The sequence below is a fragment of the Paenibacillus sp. NN59 genome (genome assembly GCF_057597225.1).
Genome location: NZ_CP199678.1, coordinates 731,396 through 749,923, shown reverse-complemented (window position 1 = coordinate 749,923; position 18,528 = coordinate 731,396). Strand labels below are relative to the sequence as shown.

Below are 18,528 nucleotides of genomic sequence, written 5' to 3'. Positions count from 1 at the left end.
CTGCGCAGCCGTTACAGGCTATTGTCCTGCTGCTTCCGGTCTCTGTTCTTATTTTACACGGAACGGGCTGTCTGCGTCACCGAATCTCGCAAATCTTTCCCTGTTAAAATTCGTCCGCGATATGAAAAAGTCGATATACCGTCCGCTCCGTCCAGGCATAGGAATCCCGGTAATCCCAGTAACGATGGCGACTGCTCACCGTATGTGCGTTCACCAGCGGCATCCCCCCCGCGTCAAAAGCGGTAACAACCGTGCTGTGCTGGAACCTTCCATCGCCGTCCCAATCATAGAAAATGACATCTCCGAGCATAAGCTGCTCAGGACGATCCACTTCGGTGGCCGTCAGCCCCCAGCTACTTCCCGACAGATATCTTGCCAGACTGTTGGATACAGCCCAGCTATAACTCCACATTTCCGCGCCGTTCACATACCCTTTATACCACCAGCCCGCTTCTCTTCTACCAGTATAGTGGATGGGTGCTTCCCCTGCAAAGAGACACTGGGACACATAATTCGTGCAGTCCACATCGAATTCTTCATATGCCGGATTGCCTGCATTCCACCATCGATCTGCGTAGGCCACGGCCAGATCCCGACGATATATATGCCTTTTGGCACTTCTGCCTTGACCCAATACTTCCCGATTCAGAAGCGGCCGATTCACCGCCTGTACAAAATCAGCTTGTTGATACGGCCGTCCTTCCCCCGCTGGACGGCGCTCCGGCACTTCTCTTTCCACACGCGCTATACTCCAATGGCCATTTTCGCGCAAAAAGGTTAATCGCTCCCGTTCGATCCGATCTTCCCGGTGAGTGATGCCACTCTTCTCATAGAACAACCTGCTGTACAGTTGCACTTCCACCACTGCTTCTTCAGATCCATCAATGAGTGTACGCACAAGCTTGGCGCTGGTCTCGCTGCGAAGAGGTACGGCGCGCCGTTTGCGATACCATTCATCCAGCCTTGCCATGCGTTCTCCCCGTTCCACCACAAATTCGGGATCGGTTACGATCCGTTCACTCGTCTGTGGACGGTAATCGATCTCACAGCGATTGTACTGGTTGACGTACGTATATAAGGCACTCTTCCATTCGCGTTCCAAGCTTGTGTCCCCCTTTGGCATGAGTTCAGTCTGCTCCTATTATTCATATGAAAGGAACCTCGGTTGTATGTGCACAGCTCAAATAACGCAGCTAAATCTGTGACCTGAAAAGATCAAAATCATCCACGCTCATACCAGAATGTAGAAAACGCCTTCATCCTTTCAAACGCTTGCTTGAACAGGCAAAAAGCCCTTTACGTACGGATGTGAAAACGGTATACTTAGAACTAAAGTTATGATTTTGAAATTATGTTTCATCTGATGAAACCACTGAACAAGAACACGGAACGGTGAAGGCCTGTTCTTCATTTAGAAATGAACGTTTTCTTCATCTCACCGACACATTTTAAGGAGGTACATGTATGTCAGCCAAGAACCATTTCTCCGCCGCTCGTACGCTTGAGGTTGGAGGCAAGTCTTACCGCTACTACAGTCTTGACGCTCTTCAGGAAGGCGGCCACGGCGACCTTTCCAAGCTTCCCTTCTCGATTAAAGTTCTGCTTGAAGCAGCGATTCGTCAATACGACGGACGTGCTATCACCGAAGAACACGTTAAACAACTGACTGGCTGGGCTGAAGGCCGTGATAATAATAAGGAAATTCCGTTTATCCCTGCGCGGATCGTATTGCAGGATTTCACGGGTGTACCGGTTGTTGTTGACCTTGCAGCAATGCGTGACACCGTGAAAAAAGCAGGCGGAGATCCAAAACAGATCAACCCGCTCGTTCCCGTTGATCTCGTTATTGACCACTCCGTTATGGTTGATGCTTTCGGAACCAGTGATGCACTTGATTACAACATCAAAGTTGAATTCGAGCGTAACGAAGAACGTTATCGCTTCCTTCGTTGGGCACAAACGGCATTCAACAACTTCCGTGCTGTTCCACCATCCACAGGGATCGTTCACCAGGTTAACCTGGAGTACCTTGCTTCCGTGGCTGCAACCAAAACAGTTGATGGCGAAACGGTTGTATTCCCGGATTCCCTCGTGGGTACAGACTCCCACACCACTATGATCAACGGTCTCGGCGTTGTCGGCTGGGGTGTAGGTGGTATCGAGGCCGAAGCAGGTATGCTTGGCCAACCGCTTTATTTTGTAACACCAGACGTTATCGGTTTCAAATTGACAGGTAGCCTGAGCGAAGGCGCAACAGCAACTGACCTCGCGCTCACCGTTACTCAAATGCTTCGTAAAAAAGGCGTTGTCGGCAAATTCGTTGAGTTCTACGGACCAGGCCTTGCCAACATCGGTCTTGCTGACCGTGCAACAGTTGCCAACATGGCACCGGAATACGGCGCAACGATCGGTTTCTTCCCGGTAGACAGCGAAACGTTGAACTACCTGCGCAGCACTGGACGTTCCGACGAGCAAGTAGAACTGGTTGAAGCTTATTACAAAGCTCAAGGCATGTTCCGTACTTCCAGCACCGTTGATCCGGAATTCACGGATGTAATTGAATTGGATCTCGGGTCCGTTGTACCAAGTCTTGCAGGACCAAAACGTCCACAAGACCGTATCGAGCTGACACAAATGAAAGAAAGCTTCAACAGTATCATCCGTACTCCTGTCGACAAAGGCGGATATGGACTGAGCGATGAGAAGATTGAACAAAAAGTGCCTGTGAAGCACCCTGACGGTTCCACTACTGAGATGAAAGCTGGAGCTGTAGTCATCGCGGCGATCACAAGCTGTACGAATACATCCAACCCTAGCGTTATGGTCGGTGCTGGTTTGCTCGCAAAAAAAGCGGTTGAACTTGGTCTCACTAAACCAGGATATGTGAAAAGCAGCTTGACTCCAGGTTCCCTCGTCGTTACCGAGTATCTGGAAAAAGCAGGTCTGATCCCTTATCTTGACCAACTCGGATTCAACGTAGCCGGTTACGGCTGTGCAACATGTATCGGTAACTCCGGTCCACTGCCGGATGAAGTGAGCGAAGCGATCTCTGCCAACGATATGACTGTAGCGGCTGTATTGTCCGGTAACCGTAACTTCGAAGGCCGTGTACACGCACAAGTAAAAGCGAACTACTTGGCTTCTCCACCGCTGGTTGTTGCTTACGCACTGGCAGGTACAGTTGATATTGACTTCGAAACCGATCCAATCGGTCACGACCAAAATAATCAACCTGTATTCCTGAAAGACATCTGGCCTAGCTCCGAAGAGATCAAGGATGCGATTGCAAGCTCCCTGAATGCACAGATGTTCCGCAACAAGTACGAGAACGTATTTACTGCCAATGAGCGTTGGAACCAAATTGCTGTACCGGAAGGCGAACTGTACGAGTGGGACCCGAACTCCACTTATATCCAGAACCCGCCATTCTTCCAAGAGCTTGGTGACAAGCTGAACGATATCTCCGATATCCGCGCTGCACGTGTAATGGCATTGCTGGGTGACTCCGTAACAACGGACCATATTTCACCAGCAGGTAACATTGCTCCGTCCAGTCCAGCTGGATTGTATCTGAAAGAGCATGGCGTAGAGCGCAAAGACTTCAACTCCTACGGTTCACGCCGTGGTAACCATGAAGTCATGATGCGTGGTACATTCGCCAACATCCGTATTCGTAACCAGGTAGCTCCAGGAACTGAAGGCGGTATTACGAAATACTTGCCAACAGACGAAGAGATGTCCATCTACGATGCTTCCATGAAGTATCAGGATGAAGGACAGAACCTGATCGTTATCGCAGGTAAAGAATATGGTACAGGAAGCTCCCGTGACTGGGCAGCCAAAGGAACGTTCTTGCTCGGCGTCAAAGCCGTTATCGCGGAAAGTTTCGAGCGTATCCACCGCAGTAACTTGGTAGGTATGGGCGTTATGCCATTGCAATTCCAGGAAGGTCACGGCTGGTCCAGCCTCGGCCTGAACGGACGTGAGACGTTTGACATCACAGGTCTGAGCAACGATGTGAAACCAGGTCAAGAATTGAAAGTAACCGTAACTCGTGAAGACGGTACACAGTTCGACTTCCCTGTTATTGCTCGTCTGGACAGTATGGTTGATGTGGATTACTACCACAACGGCGGTATCCTGCAAACGGTATTGCGTCAAATGATGAAAAAAGCGTAATCCCCTTAATCTTTCATGGGATAAAATGAGATAGCAAAGCCCCGCTTCATGTGCAGCCTGCACGATGAAGCGGGGCTTTTGATTTTTGATTTATTGAGTTGGGAACTCAGCTTGAGTTGAGTTGGGACCCCAATCTACTCAAAAATCAATCCTGATTCCCACCTCTGAATCGTCTGGTGGTGCAGCTATACGATAGATTCCCCTGCTTTTCAACTTTTCGACGTTGATCCAATCCATAAAATCATCCCCGCCGTAACTGCGAATAAACACCCCATATTCCAGTTCATCATCGAAATTAATCGATTCCATATATTGAGTGAACGGATGTTTACCTTCAATGCTTTGCAAAAAATCAGAAAATTCATTTCTCCACGCTTCGATCTGCTCTGCATACTCGTCAGGGACATAATAATAGAAACCGTCAGGAGTGTAATACGAAATTTTCATAATCATCCGATCTGCCTCCTAGAGTTTCAGAATAGCCATACCTTCCTTCAGTTGTTCAGAAACAGCCGTATAATACTCAATTCTATCTGCAAGCTCGTGTTCTGTTTTATGTACCAGATAATATGAATACTTCTGCATCAACTCATGCTCGTTCAGCTCAATGGACAGGTGAATGATCTCATAATAATCTGGATTCTCTGAGTTGGCATAATAACGATAACCTCTTTCGCATCGGCCAATATTCATAACCGTTTTGATAACCAATAATTCATCACGTGTGAAGCTACGAATCTGTGTGGATCTCTCCTTTTCCAACGCTCGTATGGCCTGTTCCTCTTCTTGTCTATGTGTTGCGTCTGCGATCTCACTTTCGATAGCGATCAGCGCTCTCATTCTTCCGGCAAGCTGTTTAGCTAACAGAATCAATTCGAACCCTCCTTCAAGTATAGTGAACATACAGGTAATAGGTGAATCGTCTTTTCTTTATCTCATTAGATGTCTCTCCACTACAACGATGAAGAAGTATCACAAAATGCTCCGCTAAAAACTACTCAAATCAATGCTCTAGAGTGTAACTTTAAGGTGAAAATCCCCCGCTGGCGAACAAAGCAAAATTGTATCCGTCGCAGGAACGTTTCTGAAGTTAAGAAATCAACGTCAATGACACCGGCAGCCAAAATGCTAACGACTCTAACGATCATGAGGAGCCTTATTGGGCGCCAAATAGGCCTTGTGAAATTCTAACGATCCGTAGGAACGCTATTGAAGTAAATCCTCCCCGATTTATCCCGATTTCAGCTAAAATTGAGAAAATAGCGTTTCTGGTGATCGTTAGAAGTTATAAGCTGGCTAAATCAACCAAATAAGCTCTGTCATGATCGTTAGCGCTACGAGAGAGACAGAACATTGATAATTATAGGGTTAGGTTTTTTGGGTTTGGGTTTTTGGGTTTGGGTTTTTGGGTTTGGGTTTTTGGTTTTTGGTTTTTGGTTTTTGGTTTTTGGTTTTCGAGTTTCCAGGGTTTTTAAAAATCCCCGCCACCTTCGTGTCTTTATAAAAAAACTCCCTCTCACGCATCGCTACAAGCTGTGCGTTCATAGGGAGATTCGCTTAATGTCCAATATAATGTGAGGATTGATCGAACAGTTGCATGGTTCCCATCATCAGAAATAAACACGACATGACGATCAAAGTTGCTCCTATCCACCTCGCTAGAAAACGACGATCCTTGATTTGCTGATCTGTGGCACCTGTTGTACTCTGCGGATATACCAGAAACATAAACCCTGCACTAATCAACAGCACAGCGATAATAATCAGTGTAATCCCTCCTTAGGCAGGCCACGAAACATGGGCCTCTCTCCCACAGTTATCACGATCACTCTTTCGCTTAATTACTCTCCCAGTGATTTACATCGCGATTCTCACAGTTACTCTCCTGTGATTTCATCGCCAGTCGCCTAGTTATTCACCACTACTCTCGATCTTCCTCCAGTGAATAGCCTGTTCAATACCAGTAACACGATATACAACACATATCCGATCATTCCACCAAGTGTATTCAGCATAAGATCATCCACATCAAAGATGCCCATCCCCGTCAGCAACTGTGTCACTTCATACCCCAGGCTAAGTAAAAAGGATAGGAACAGCACATGAATCCCGGCGAAAAAAGAATGGCGTACCAGACCCGTAATCCATACACCAAACGGTACAAATGCAAGTATATTACCCACCAAGTGAATGGCTGTTCCCGATCGGTGATGAACGGAGAGACTATGCCAGTCTCGCTTGATCTCCTGAAATGGCGTCAGATTTACAGTTCGTGTATGAATCAGATCTGGTTGACGCAGTAACGCCATCAGTCTGTCCCATACCAGTCCTACGTCCACGGGCCCTCCTTTAAATAAAATCAGCTTGGTTAGCATATAGAGGTAGACCACGAATAGGGCAATCCAGACGATTCGAAGCGGACTGGGTTTGATCCCATTGCGATGGGGACTATGATTCTTATGACGTTGGTTGTCATCAAAAAGTTTGATTTTTGGGTGATTTTTTTGACCCTGTTGCCTAACCTGCTCGTCCGGCTCGTTCTGTCTCATGCTGTCTCTCCCTCCTCCTCCGTCAGGCCGTCCTCTTAGGTTGATACTCATCATCAAGACGATTTTTCAACCGTAACAATAACTCCTTGCATATTATCACCGGAGATGTCATAGGCATCATTCTCTGGCAGATATATTTTCGCATCCTGCGACACCTGATAATAATGGATATCATATGTAACGCCGTCCAGATCGACGCTTACGTCTTTCTTTTCTCTTAACATCTCCAGATACTCTTCCAAAACCATATGGTTCTTGTACATCACTGCACTATGCGGCATGCCAACATATCTGAAATGCCAGGGTTCATACTGAATACCGGTCACGTTCACTTTATCTTTCGGATATCGCAAAATAAAACCGTATCTCCACGCGTTCTTCTCCAGCCATGCCCCCTCAGGAGCTTCGCTCATCGAGGCCAGGCTTGACCCCACGTCTAAGGATAATCCCAGATTGTGCTCGCTGTAACCCGCAGGCAGCGCATAGTCTGAACCCTTTTGCCGATACAGCTCGTCCTGCTTCTCGAAATCTCTGTACCCGCTGCTCATCAGGAAATAGCGCACACCCTCTTTACCCGCAGCCTCAACCATCTTCTGAAATTTTGCTGTGACCTCACGAGACAACATCAACGTCTGATCCATGATGCCATAACCCTGAAGCAAGTCTTCTTCATCAGCTACATATACAACATCGGAGCGAATACCCTCCGGGTGAATCGGATGTTTGGAATTGACTAAAACAAGATTGCCTTTATGTATTTGCTGTTTCATATCTTGAGTTGTGACTTCTTGGTACCCCCTGTATTTCTCATCGGTATTCAAAATAACAATCGGCACTCCCTCTTTTTGCTGTAAAGCTGCCGTTGATTGCGTTACGATATATCCAATCAAAATGATGCATAGTAGAAAGCCCCACTTTTTCATGATTGTTCCTCCTTCCTCTCATGATTCAAGGATAGACAAAACAATTTAAAGAAAACGCAGGGCAATGTTTAAATTTTTCTTAAGTTTCATGAGAAACCTGCTGGAAAACAGGTAGACGAACCTCAAACATCGTGTGCACCACATCACTTACAGCCGATATTATACCTTCATGCTGCTCCACGATATTACGTGCGATAAACAGTCCAAGCCCCGTACCTCCCTCTTGCACGGTCCGTGCCCGATCTCCGGTGTAATACATGTCGAAGATGTGCGGCAGATCATCGGGATGAATATGTCCCCCATAGTTCGTCACCTGAATGACAACGTGACCTCCATCGTGAAATCCTTTGATGTCAACGTACATCCCGTCCTTGCCATGTCTGGCAGCGTTAATTAGCAGATTCTCGAATACACGAGCGAGTAGCTCCCCATCTCCGGATACGGTAAGATCGTTATCGATATGTAAACGGGTGACCAGATTGTTTTTTTCAAAAACAGGATAAAGTTCCTCATTCATCTGCTTCAACAGCTCGCTTAGGTCCAGCCTCGTTTTGCGTACAGGTAACATGCCGTAGTTCATTCGTGTAATCTCAAACAGATCATCAATTAGCTTCTCAAGCCGCTGGGACTTGGTGAACGCAATCGCGATGAAATGCCGCGCCTGTTCCTCTGTCAACTGCTCATCCTTCATCAGCAAATCCAGATATCCCAGTACGGAGGTCAAAGGTGTGCGCAGATCATGCGCAAGGTTTACGATGAGCTGGTCTTTGCTGTTCTCGGCAAAATCCCCTCGTTTCACCGCTTCTCGCAGCTTCTGGCTTGCCATATTGACGCTTTCCGCAATCGTACCCAATTCGTCTTTGGCTACAATCTGTACCTGATGATCAAAATGCCCGTTAGCCAAGTGATTAATGCCCGCGGAAATCTCTTTGAAATACGTGACATAGCGCCTGGTAAACAAGTAGAAAAATAAAATCGCAAGCGGGATAAAGAGCAGCATAAAAACATATAAATCGCCAATACTTCTCATCATATTGCGATATTCCGCCAGCGGGTCTTCCCGCCTCACCCCTGCGTAGTACATCTGTAACAGCTTATACACGATAAATGTTACGACGCCAGAAGCCAACATACTCAGACCAAGCATCATAATCATCGTTGTGCGAAAACTTCTCCGTTTAGTCATTGAACGTGTACCCCACACCCCAGATGGTTTTGATGAACTTGTTCTTGTTCACATCTTCTCCGAGTTTCTTGCGCAGTGTTCGAATATGTACCATGACGGTATTACCGCTCTCGAAATAAGCCTCGCCCCATACCTTTTCAAAAATGATCTCTGTGCTGAATACCTGTTTGGGATTGCTGGCAAGTAACACTAAAATGTCAAATTCCTTCGGTGTTAACTCCAGCGGTTTACCGTAAAGCGTTACGCTATGTTGGTCGGGGACAATAACAAGTCCGCCTTTTTCCAAAACAGAACGCTGCGCCGTAGCTGTGGACTGACTGAACTGCAAAGCACGCCGTAGCTGAGAGTTGACGCGTGCCACAAGCTCCATTGGATTAAACGGTTTGGTCATATAGTCATCGGCACCCATCACGAGTCCTGTAATTTTATCCATGTCCGAGGTTTTCGCACTCAGGAAAATGATTGGAAAATGATGCTGCTCCCGAATTTTGCGGGTCACCTCATACCCGTCCATACCCGGCATCATAATGTCCAGTACCGCCAGATCGATGGCGTGTGTCTGAACGGCCTGTAGTGCCGACTGTCCGTCAGAAGCCTTGACGGTATGATAGCCTTCTTTTTGTAAATGTAAAGCAACCAGATCCGCGATCTCTATTTCATCGTCCGCAATCAGAATCGTAATTCGCTTCATTGCTTATTTCACTCCTATATGGGATGCTGAGCATATAATACCTATGAATCTAACAGATAACTCCCACATACACAATTGAAAGCAATGTTATATAAGCAGAACAAGTTTTACACAGTCCACTCCGATGACAGAATAACCCTCCGATCGCTGTTATCCCCAGAATTTTTTTGATTCCCTTCTCTATAGGGAAAATCCGGTGATAAAGGCGACCGCTTTGCTTCTCCAGGTTTTTTCTGTCTTCTCCGTTCAAGTGTAAAAGAAATATTCCACTTATATAGACACTAATAAAAAAGGAAGATATATCTATGAAACTGGAGCGTTTGTTAGCCATTGTGGTACTGCTCATTAATCGCAGGCGATTACAGGCCAAAGACCTGGCAGAGATGTTTGAAGTATCCATACGTACAATCTATCGGGACATCGACACATTAGGCCAAGCTGGAATTCCGGTGGTGACCTATCAGGGCGCGAGCGGTGGCATCGGGCTGGCAGAAGGTTACCGGCTGGATCGCAATCTGTTAACCGACAAGGATCTCGCTTCCATCGTCACGGCGCTGCGTAGCATCTCAACCACTCATACGAATACTGCGCGTGAGTTATTGGTAGAGAAGCTGAGCAGTATCGTGCCGGAAGCCAAAAATGAAGATTTTCAGGCCAGCACACACCGATTCATCGTGGATTATTCAACGTGGACTCACCCTGAAGCACTGCAACAGAAATTAAAGGTCATCGATCAGGGAATCGATCAACTTCAATGCATTCATTTTGCCTATTGCAGCGCCGAAGGCGCAGAGACCTGTCGCACGGTCGATCCACACACCCTTGTGCTGAAAAGGCACGCGTGGTATCTGTACGCCTTTTGCCATGAACGGAATGAATTCCGTATGTTCAAGCTAGTGCGCATGAAAGAGGTTGTGCTTGCCGAACAACATTTTGAACGTCAATCCATCAACCTTCAGGACAGACCGTGGCAGCAGGAATGGAGCCGTCCGAACAATCACATTGGACTTACGCTGAAATTCCATGCCCGTGCCCGTCATCTCGCGGAAGAATGGTTTGGGATTGAGAATGTACTGCCTGACGGGAACGGGTATTATATCAGCCAGATCGCTTTCCCTGAGGATAACTGGCTATATGGCTTTATTCTCGGTTTTGGCGCGGACGTGGAGGTGCTGGAACCTCTGCATATTCGGGACAATGTATGCCGGATGGCAGAGCAGATTGTGCAAAATTATAAAACCTCAGCTCAAACCTGACAGACAGCTGTCCAGTTCCTCCCCGTATACTTCAACTATGTTCAGGTTGAAGTTGTACATATAACCGAGGAGGAATGAATAATGAACGTTACCGTATGTCAAAGCTGTGGAATGCCACTCACAAGTACCGATCAATTTGGTACAGAAATGGATGGCAGCACCACCCGTGAATACTGCATTTATTGTTACAAGGATGGCAAGTTCGAACAACCAGGCATGACGCTAGAAGGCATGATCGAGATGTGCACCACTATTCTCAAAGAAGAAGGCATGGACGAGGAATCAGCCCGCTCGATGCTAAGCAACCAACTACCTTTTCTGAAACGCTGGCGTAATGAAGGAAATGTAGGAAACGGTCCGGACGGGACAGCGACTGTCGCTCATGCACCTATTCATGCTGGGGCAGCATCATCTGACGTTGCTTCTGCGGTGAACGATACTCTGCTGACCAAAGAGCCTGTTCGCTATGTCACCCTTCCAGGCAAACGCTTAGCCGGATTGTCCGCACGTACAACCAACGCAATTGAGATGAGCGGTCAAGGCAGCATCGGTGCGTTGTGGGGCCGTTATTTTGCCTCCGAACACATTCCGGCTACTGAGGCTGCACGCTATGGCTGTTACACGGATTACGCGGATGGCATTGCTGGAGAATATACCATTTTGATCGGACATGAAATCGGCGAGGAAGAACGACTACCTGAAGGTTTCGACGAGGTACAGTTACCGCCTGCTACCTATGCAGTGTTTACTTCGAGAACCGGACCCATGGTTGAGGTGGTCAGTGAGGTGTGGGGGGCAGTATGGACGTGGAGGCATCAGAGTGACCGAACATTTACCGGCGATTTTGAGTACTACGATGAACGCAGTTTAGACCCGGAACATACACAGGTGGATGTATATATTGCGGTAAACGAACGTAGGTAACGGAAGTAATACTAACGGATATCCCTCTTCAAAAAAGAAGAATTTAAAGAGAGAATCAAATGAGGAAACTGCAGCTGCCAAGTGGTATTGGCAGCTTTTTTTGACATTTTCCGATCAATATACCCCGACCATAGAACCAAGTTAGTTAGCATATACCATACCTAGTCACTTGGACATATGTCTTAGAGGCAAGCACCATTGACTTCCCTAAAATTAGGACCATTCACATAACAACCGATACCACGCTCCCATACCTCGCCTTTCATATCAGGTTCTTTATTCCTGAATTTCCCTAAAACCGTTTACATCTTCTGAATACCGGGTAAAATCACTACATCCGAGTCGGAATAACGATTGGATTGCCGCTTCTTCATGTAACAAGTCATATGTACCTATATGTGTACAAGGTGAATTCATTTTATTTTCACCAACAAAACGAATGTTGAAAATACATACACACTAACGATGCATGTCCATCATGCATGTAAGGAGGAACCAAGATGATCCGCATGCCTATTCAGCAAATGATCCCGTATCACCACCAATATCCGCGCAACACGGCGACCGCTGCTCCGAAAAAGGAAAATGAGAACACTCAAGGCCTATCCTTCCATGAAATTTTACAGCAAAAAATGGCGAAAAAGAACGTATCCATGAACATGAGATAACGCTTTACATCTTTGCGGCTACTCCCTATACTACGTGTAAAAGGTGACATTTCAGGCGCGAAGTTTCTTACCGATGGTTCACGTACATTGTGTGATCCAGGCGCGTCTTGTAGTCACTCTACATAAAGGGGATTGCCTATGAGCACCATTGCCTGTTTCCACGCGCATTACTCCAATATCAGGTTGATTGAACAAGCCTTGACTTCCTATAATATCGAACTGGTTCATTATGTAGACCCCGGTCTTGATCGGCTCAAGCATGATGAGGATTTCAATAGTGCGCTTGTTCGGGAAAAAGTAAATCAGACACTGCAATGGATGAGCCGCTGTCACGCTGACGCCATTCTTGTGACATGCACCTTGTTCGCTGCCGTACTGGAACAAATACAACCGTTACCGATTAAGGTAACGGGTATTGACGATTCACTGCTCGCGATGATGGTAAAACATCCGAAGCGGTATTTGCTCGCGTTTACCAATCCCGCCACCGTAGAACCCACGATGGCTCGATATCGTGACTATATGGATCGACACTTGGCAGGAAAGGACAAGCCTGAGCTCGAATCCGTGTTGCTCCCTGGTCTATTCGACATGATCATGCGAGGTGACCAGGAAGGCTACATCACCGCGTTAGAAGAAGCATTGCAGCAGCTTGCTCTTGAACGCAAGGATACTTGTCTTGTCGCTGCTCAGCTCTCCATGGCTCCTGCCGCTGAGCAGGCATCTTCCGATACAAGTATGACCATCTATACGCCGCTTTCATTATTAGGCGCGAATCTGGAGCGGGATATCGGTATCACGAAGAAAGTATAAGCATTTTCGCACTGTTTGCAGTTCTAGTAAGCGGTACCCTGCTTCATGACAAGGTTGGTCAGCCACAACTATGTAGACTTTTTATTTTGGAGGGAATGTAACCATGAAACATCTCACTGTAGAACCAGGTCAATCCATCGGGGGTATCCGTTTAGGCATGACACAAAATGAAGTTGAACAAACGGAAGCTTTCGGCTTTGATCCCAACGTGGAATATGATGCTCAAGGCAAAGTACATTTTATTGAATTTCATGAAAGTGATGAGTATAAGTGTATGCTGGGAGAACTTGATCTGCTTGGCACCGAGGCTGACATTTTGATACCGCAGTTGGACGCTATTGCGCCATATGACCGTGAAGATCCCGAGCTTGGTTGCAGTTTCCAGTTCGATCAGATCGGTTTGATCCTGTGGCGTCCGGTACCCATGACCCGAGAAGATATGAAGGAGCCATGGTTCCTGGAGATGCCACCTGAAATTCAACAGGATGAAATGAAACATCTCTGCTTCTCAACCGCAGCCGTGTATGCAAAAGGATATTACGAGTAACCTACAACTTAAACATAAAAAAGTGACCCAAGCTCAGGCACTTCAGTCCTGTCGGGTCACTTTTTCGGTTGCGGAAGCTTACGACCGCGCCCGATACTCCTCAGCCTTCGCCTGCATCCCGGCGGCTACTGCTTCATCATCGTTCAGGCCGCGATCTGCGGCAAAGGCACGGATGTCCTGCGTGATGCGCATACTGCAGAACTTCGGTCCGCACATGGAGCAGAAATGTGCTTCCTTCGCCCCTTCTGCGGGTAGGGTCTCATCGTGGTAGGATAGCGCTCGTTCCGGGTCAAGTGACAGGTTAAACTGATCTCTCCAGCGGAACTCGAAGCGTGCCTTCGACAGTGCATCATCCCGGCGCTGAGCGCGTGGGTGGCCTTTGGCTAGGTCTGCGGCATGGGCAGCTATTTTATAAGCGATAACTCCTTCACGTACATCATCCTTGTTCGGAAGCCCCAGATGCTCCTTTGGAGTGACATAGCAGAGCATAGACGTACCAAACCAGCCAATCATCGCTGCCCCAATCGCAGACGTAATATGATCATATCCCGGTGCGATGTCTGTGGTCAGTGGCCCGAGCGTATAAAACGGCGCTTCCTGGCAGATCTCCATCTGCAAATCCACATTCTCCTTGATCTTGTGCATCGGCACATGCCCCGGCCCTTCAATCATCACCTGCACATCATGCTTCCATGCAATCTGCGTTAATTCCCCAAGTGTGGCGAGCTCCGCCATCTGTGCTTCATCGTTGGCATCGTAGATGCTACCTGGACGCAGTCCGTCCCCGAGGGAGAAAGCAACGTCATACCTTTTCATAATCTCGCAGATTTCTTCAAAATGGGTGTACAAAAAGTTCTCCTGATGATGTGCCAGGCACCACGCCGCCATAATTGACCCGCCTCTAGACACTATTCCCGTCATCCGTTTCGCTGTCATCGGAATATATCGGAGCAACACACCCGCATGAATTGTAAAATAGTCCACGCCCTGCTCCGCCTGTTCAATCAGCGTATCCCGGTACAACTCCCAAGTGAGGGCCTCCGCCTCGCCATTTACCTTCTCCAGTGCCTGATAGAGCGGCACCGTACCAATCGGCACTGGGGAGTTACGGATGATCCATTCCCGTGTGGTATGAATGTCTTTGCCTGTGGAGAGATCCATTACCGTATCCGATCCCCAGCGAACAGCCCAGGTCATCTTCTCCACCTCCTCCTCGATAGAGGAAGATACAGCGGAATTACCTATGTTGGCGTTGATCTTCACGTGAAAATGACGCCCAATCAGCATCGGCTCACTCTCCGGGTGATTGATGTTGGATGGAAGAATAGCCCGGCCGCTCGCCAGCTCCTGCCGCACGAATTCAGGCTCTACGCCTTCACGAATAGCGGCGTACTCCATCTCGGGCGTAATCAAGCCCTGCCTTGCATAATGCATCTGTGTGACAGAGCGTCCAGCCTGAGCACGTAGCGGTTGACCGCGGAATCCCGGGTACTCCTCTGCCCCGGCTCTCCGTCCTCCCGCCTTCAATCCGTTATCCTCCGGCTTCACTGCGCGGCCCTCATATGCTTCAACGTCACCGCGCTCCATAATCCAGTGATTTCGGAGCGCAGGTAATCCCTTCCGAATATCCATCTGGAATTCGGGATCGGTCATCGGGCCGCTCGTATCGTAGACACGCAGCGGCTCATTATGCTCCACTCCTTGGGGAGTATTCGTATCATGAAGGGCAATTTCACGCTCCGGTACAGCAATGTCCGGTCGTGAGCCCTGAATGTAGACTTTGCGGCTGCCCGGGAAGGGTTGTACCCCTCCAGCCGCTCCGGTTTTCTTTTCCACCGGATGACCATCGCGCCCTGTTTCCTCTATTCCCGTCTGTTGCCCCGTTTGGTTACCTGTATTCATGTCTCCTGTTTCCTCCTCTGTGATCTTCATTTGCCCATATCGTCCACCAATGTGACAGCTTTGACTTACCACACCTGTCTGGAAAAAGCAGAGCACAGAAGCACAGCAGGATTGACCCTGCATAAGCAGCTAGAATGATCCAAAAGACAACTTTTATGCACAATCAGCATGAGCACGAAACACGAGATCACTTCTCTTAGAAGTCTAGGCATATATGCCGCAATTATTGTGCTGTCACTTCCAAGGTGAAACACAACAACTGAATCTCTGCTTGCCGCTGTAAATAAAAAAAGCCGGTTCCGAAGGAACCGACTAATGTCCATCACCATACACGCAACAAGGGCCACCTGCTGCAATACAGCATGGATCCCGGGTTAACGTCTGTGGTGTCTGTGGTCATATGGCCGATTACTTCCCTACGCTGGTATGATCCAGATCAGGTGCAAAGGGTCCGGGATCTCATGCGATCCCGTCTCAGTCCGGACAATTCGGACTCCCCCAGTAACGTAAACGTATTGCGACAATCAAGCCGCTGTTCAACTTAAAATATGACATTCAACCGACCCCGCTGGGTCGTCCATTACAGAGTAGCGTAATCTGGGCTTAAATTCAACCTTAATATTCCAGAGAGGAAATTCCCTTCGAGCAAAACTTCATGCAAGAGCCTTCCCCTATGGCAACATAAGTCCCATTTGTACAGCTGCTTCTTTCAACACAGGCGCGTACTCATGTAATGTCTCTTGCGAGAGCCTGCTAACAGGTCCAGACACGGAAAGCGCTGCTGCAATGTTGCCTCTGCGATCCATAATTGGCACAGACACAGCGGCAGCTCCCGGCTCGCGTTCCTCATAGCTGGTTGCGTAGCCACTCACTCGAATGTCTTCCATCTGTGCCAGATAGACGGCCGGATCGATAAATACTGGCCATTCCGGGCCGTTCATCAGTTCCTCCCGATCCTCATCAGCGGCAAAAGCCATTAATACTTTGCTGGAGGCTCCTACGGAAAGCGGCAGTCTGACCCCTACAGGTGCAACCCGCCGAATCGCCTGATCACTCTGCACAGCCTGAATCCGAATCCGTTCACCGCCATCACGAAGGTAGAGACTTACGGTTTCGCCCAAGCGATCACGCAGCCTCTCCATTGCAGGTAACAGCAAAATTGCAGGATCGTCACTACGTGACATATGCGCTGACAGCTCCCAGATTCGAATACCTAGCCGATACTTCTCGGTTGCCGCATCACGTATTACGAACCCCCGATCCTCCAGTGTAGCCATCAATCGATGTACCGTGCTTTTGTGTAAACCGATCTGACTAGCAATTTCAGTGAGTCCAAGATCACTGCGCGTGGTAAAACATAATAATATATCCAGCGCCCGTTCTACAGCCCGGACGGTTAACTTGCGGTCTTCCATGGCATGATGCCCTCCTCATGTTTCATCACATGAAACTTGGTTACATAAATTATATGAGAAACGGTCTCATCTGTAAACCAAAAAGAACCGTTTTGAAGATGATCTGAAAACAAAAAAATGAACAAGGATATCCAATTGGCACATCGTAATCTCCTGTAATTTACACACTATGGAATTGTTACCTCTACATCTTAAGAACTATATAACAATTGCGTAACAAATACCTCCAATCAATTGACTTTGACTATATCGGGACATACGATAAAGATAGAAACCAATTCAGATAAAATATCAAAAGCGTGACTTTAGCATTAGGATGCCATCGTCATGAATACGTGCTAAAAAGTACCTATATGCTATTTTTCATATCGTTATGATCTTGTCCATATTAATCCTCAACCGAAACTCAAAGGAGGGGCGTGCATGTATCCGACATCCCAGAGCGAAGCCCCGCTGCATACCAAAGTGTCCGATCTGCCCTCTTCGTTGTCACCGAGGCTGATTCGGTTCAAACATATTGTCGTAGCGTTGCTGCTCTCCGTTGTATTTTTTCTGTTGTTTTGTTTTATTGCCTTACACGGTTATATTGCTTGGGTGCTCTCCAACCCTACGGTCGCACCGGTGTTTTCGAACCCGATGCAGGCCAAAAACATGAAATATGAGGACATTACATTCCCTGCGGCCGACGGTAGCAGAACCATGCAAGGCTGGTATATCCCTGCGAATACCGATACGGGCAAAACCATCATCTTCAGCCACGGTTATGGAGCCAATCGGGAGGAAACCTGGGTGCCTATGTATGACCTCGCCCATTACGCGCACCAGCTCGGGTTTAATGTGGTGATGTTCGATTACGGCTTTGCCTCTCAGGTCAACCGAGCGGTAGCAACAGGTGGTAAAGCTGAGTCTCAGCAATTGCTGGGAGCTATTCAGTTTGCTAAACAGCGCGGAGCACAGGAGCTGGTCGTCTGGGGATTTTCCATGGGAGCAGGCACGGCTCTGCAAACCGGACTGCTAACCAAAGAAGTGGATGCCATGATTCTGGACAGTACATTCCTGCTGGAGCCGGATACGCTGTACCACAACATTCATAATCAGATCAATCTGCCGCGTCAGCCTACGCTCGAGATTATGAAGTTGCTCTTCCCGATCTTGAACGGTACCGGCTTGCAGCAAATCCCGTATCAGGAAGTGAAGAAAAAGGACTATCCGTTCCCAATCTTCTTTATTCATGGTACAGAAGATGAGAAGGCCCCTTATCCGATTGCCGAACAACTTGCCGCTAATCAGACGAATCCTTATTCAGAAGAATGGATTGTACAAGGCGCGCATCATGAACTGATCTTCCGGGAGCATCCGAAGGAATATCTACGCCGTGTTTCGATTTTCCTTAGTCATGTGACGAAAACAAGCAGTGAGGATGTGCAACAAAACCGGCAGTAATATTAAAATGATATACAGCATTTCGATGTGTT

Annotated in this window: 17 protein-coding genes and 1 riboswitch; of the genes, 7 read left to right on the top strand and 10 right to left on the bottom strand. The window is 47.8% G+C overall.

Annotated elements, in window-relative coordinates; genetic code table 11:
• Window positions 1–103 precede the first annotated feature (103 nt).
• Window positions 104–1,123 carry an amidase domain-containing protein gene (locus ACT89M_RS03445; RefSeq protein WP_090924557.1) on the bottom strand — a complete coding sequence of 340 codons (1,020 nt, stop codon included), beginning with the start codon at window positions 1,121–1,123 and terminating at the stop codon, window positions 104–106.
• A gap of 341 nt (window positions 1,124–1,464) precedes the next feature.
• On the opposite strand from ACT89M_RS03445, the gene acnA reads away from it, so the two are divergent.
• Complete coding sequence (acnA, locus tag ACT89M_RS03440) at window positions 1,465–4,179, top strand: aconitate hydratase AcnA (RefSeq protein WP_154891911.1); 2,715 nt, start codon at window positions 1,465–1,467, stop codon at window positions 4,177–4,179.
• Between the two features lie 138 nt (window positions 4,180–4,317).
• Here acnA and ACT89M_RS03435 read toward each other — a convergent pair whose 3' ends face one another.
• From ACT89M_RS03435 to ACT89M_RS03405, 7 genes are all read right to left on the bottom strand, one after another.
• Window positions 4,318–4,632, bottom strand: coding sequence for a hypothetical protein (locus tag ACT89M_RS03435; RefSeq protein WP_154891909.1), 315 nt, complete (start codon window positions 4,630–4,632; stop codon window positions 4,318–4,320).
• Between the two features lie 12 nt (window positions 4,633–4,644).
• Window positions 4,645–5,052 carry a hypothetical protein gene (locus tag ACT89M_RS03430; RefSeq protein WP_154891908.1) on the bottom strand — a complete coding sequence of 136 codons (408 nt, stop codon included), beginning with the start codon at window positions 5,050–5,052 and terminating at the stop codon, window positions 4,645–4,647.
• 684 nt (window positions 5,053–5,736) lie between these two features.
• Window positions 5,737–5,931 carry a hypothetical protein gene (locus ACT89M_RS03425; protein WP_154891907.1) on the bottom strand — a complete coding sequence of 65 codons (195 nt, stop codon included), beginning with the start codon at window positions 5,929–5,931 and terminating at the stop codon, window positions 5,737–5,739.
• Window positions 5,932–6,086: 155 nt separating this feature from the next.
• Entirely contained in the window at window positions 6,087–6,728 is a 642-nt protein-coding gene (locus ACT89M_RS03420; protein WP_308723493.1) for a VanZ family protein, read from the bottom strand.
• A gap of 53 nt (window positions 6,729–6,781) precedes the next feature.
• Window positions 6,782–7,651 (bottom strand): M15 family metallopeptidase, encoded by an 870-nt coding sequence (locus ACT89M_RS03415; RefSeq protein WP_308723492.1) that lies wholly within the window; start codon window positions 7,649–7,651, stop codon window positions 6,782–6,784.
• A 79-nt stretch (window positions 7,652–7,730) separates the two neighbouring features.
• Window positions 7,731–8,837 (bottom strand): HAMP domain-containing sensor histidine kinase, encoded by a 1,107-nt coding sequence (locus ACT89M_RS03410; protein WP_308723491.1) that lies wholly within the window; start codon window positions 8,835–8,837, stop codon window positions 7,731–7,733.
• Window positions 8,830–9,528 carry a response regulator transcription factor gene (locus tag ACT89M_RS03405; RefSeq protein ID WP_090924565.1) on the bottom strand — a complete coding sequence of 233 codons (699 nt, stop codon included), beginning with the start codon at window positions 9,526–9,528 and terminating at the stop codon, window positions 8,830–8,832. The genes ACT89M_RS03410 and ACT89M_RS03405 overlap by 8 nt, the downstream gene beginning before the upstream one ends.
• Before the next feature lie 305 nt (window positions 9,529–9,833).
• On the opposite strand from ACT89M_RS03405, the gene ACT89M_RS03400 reads away from it, so the two are divergent.
• The 5 genes from ACT89M_RS03400 (at window position 9,834) to ACT89M_RS03380 (ending at window position 13,736) form a co-directional block, all read left to right on the top strand.
• Window positions 9,834–10,784, top strand: coding sequence for a helix-turn-helix transcriptional regulator (locus ACT89M_RS03400; RefSeq protein WP_251511595.1), 951 nt, complete (start codon window positions 9,834–9,836; stop codon window positions 10,782–10,784).
• An 81-nt stretch (window positions 10,785–10,865) separates the two neighbouring features.
• Window positions 10,866–11,708, top strand: a complete 843-nt coding sequence (locus tag ACT89M_RS03395) for a zinc ribbon domain-containing protein (RefSeq protein ID WP_487344996.1) — start codon at window positions 10,866–10,868, stop codon at window positions 11,706–11,708.
• A gap of 500 nt (window positions 11,709–12,208) precedes the next feature.
• A complete protein-coding gene (locus ACT89M_RS03390) occupies window positions 12,209–12,376 on the top strand; it encodes a hypothetical protein (RefSeq protein ID WP_161557043.1) in 168 nt (55 codons plus the stop codon).
• 138 nt (window positions 12,377–12,514) lie between these two features.
• Window positions 12,515–13,189: an aspartate/glutamate racemase family protein gene (locus ACT89M_RS03385; RefSeq protein WP_308723489.1), complete on the top strand. Its 675-nt coding sequence runs from the start codon at window positions 12,515–12,517 to the stop codon at window positions 13,187–13,189.
• Window positions 13,190–13,292: 103 nt separating this feature from the next.
• A complete protein-coding gene (locus tag ACT89M_RS03380) occupies window positions 13,293–13,736 on the top strand; it encodes a hypothetical protein (RefSeq protein WP_090924569.1) in 444 nt (147 codons plus the stop codon).
• 78 nt (window positions 13,737–13,814) lie between these two features.
• On the opposite strand, the gene thiC is transcribed toward ACT89M_RS03380, so the two are convergent.
• Window positions 13,815–15,638, bottom strand: a complete 1,824-nt coding sequence (gene thiC / locus ACT89M_RS03375; RefSeq protein WP_308723488.1) for a phosphomethylpyrimidine synthase ThiC — start codon at window positions 15,636–15,638, stop codon at window positions 13,815–13,817.
• Window positions 15,639–16,034: 396 nt separating this feature from the next.
• Window positions 16,035–16,148, bottom strand: a riboswitch (TPP riboswitch).
• 161 nt (window positions 16,149–16,309) lie between these two features.
• On the bottom strand, window positions 16,310–17,053 hold the full coding sequence (locus tag ACT89M_RS03370) for an IclR family transcriptional regulator (RefSeq protein ID WP_090924571.1): 744 nt from the start codon (window positions 17,051–17,053) through the stop codon (window positions 16,310–16,312).
• Window positions 17,054–17,476: 423 nt separating this feature from the next.
• Between ACT89M_RS03370 and ACT89M_RS03365 the strand changes: the two genes are divergently transcribed.
• Window positions 17,477–18,496, top strand: a complete 1,020-nt coding sequence (locus tag ACT89M_RS03365; RefSeq protein ID WP_090924572.1) for an alpha/beta hydrolase — start codon at window positions 17,477–17,479, stop codon at window positions 18,494–18,496.
• The last annotated feature ends 32 nt before the right edge of the window (window positions 18,497–18,528 follow it).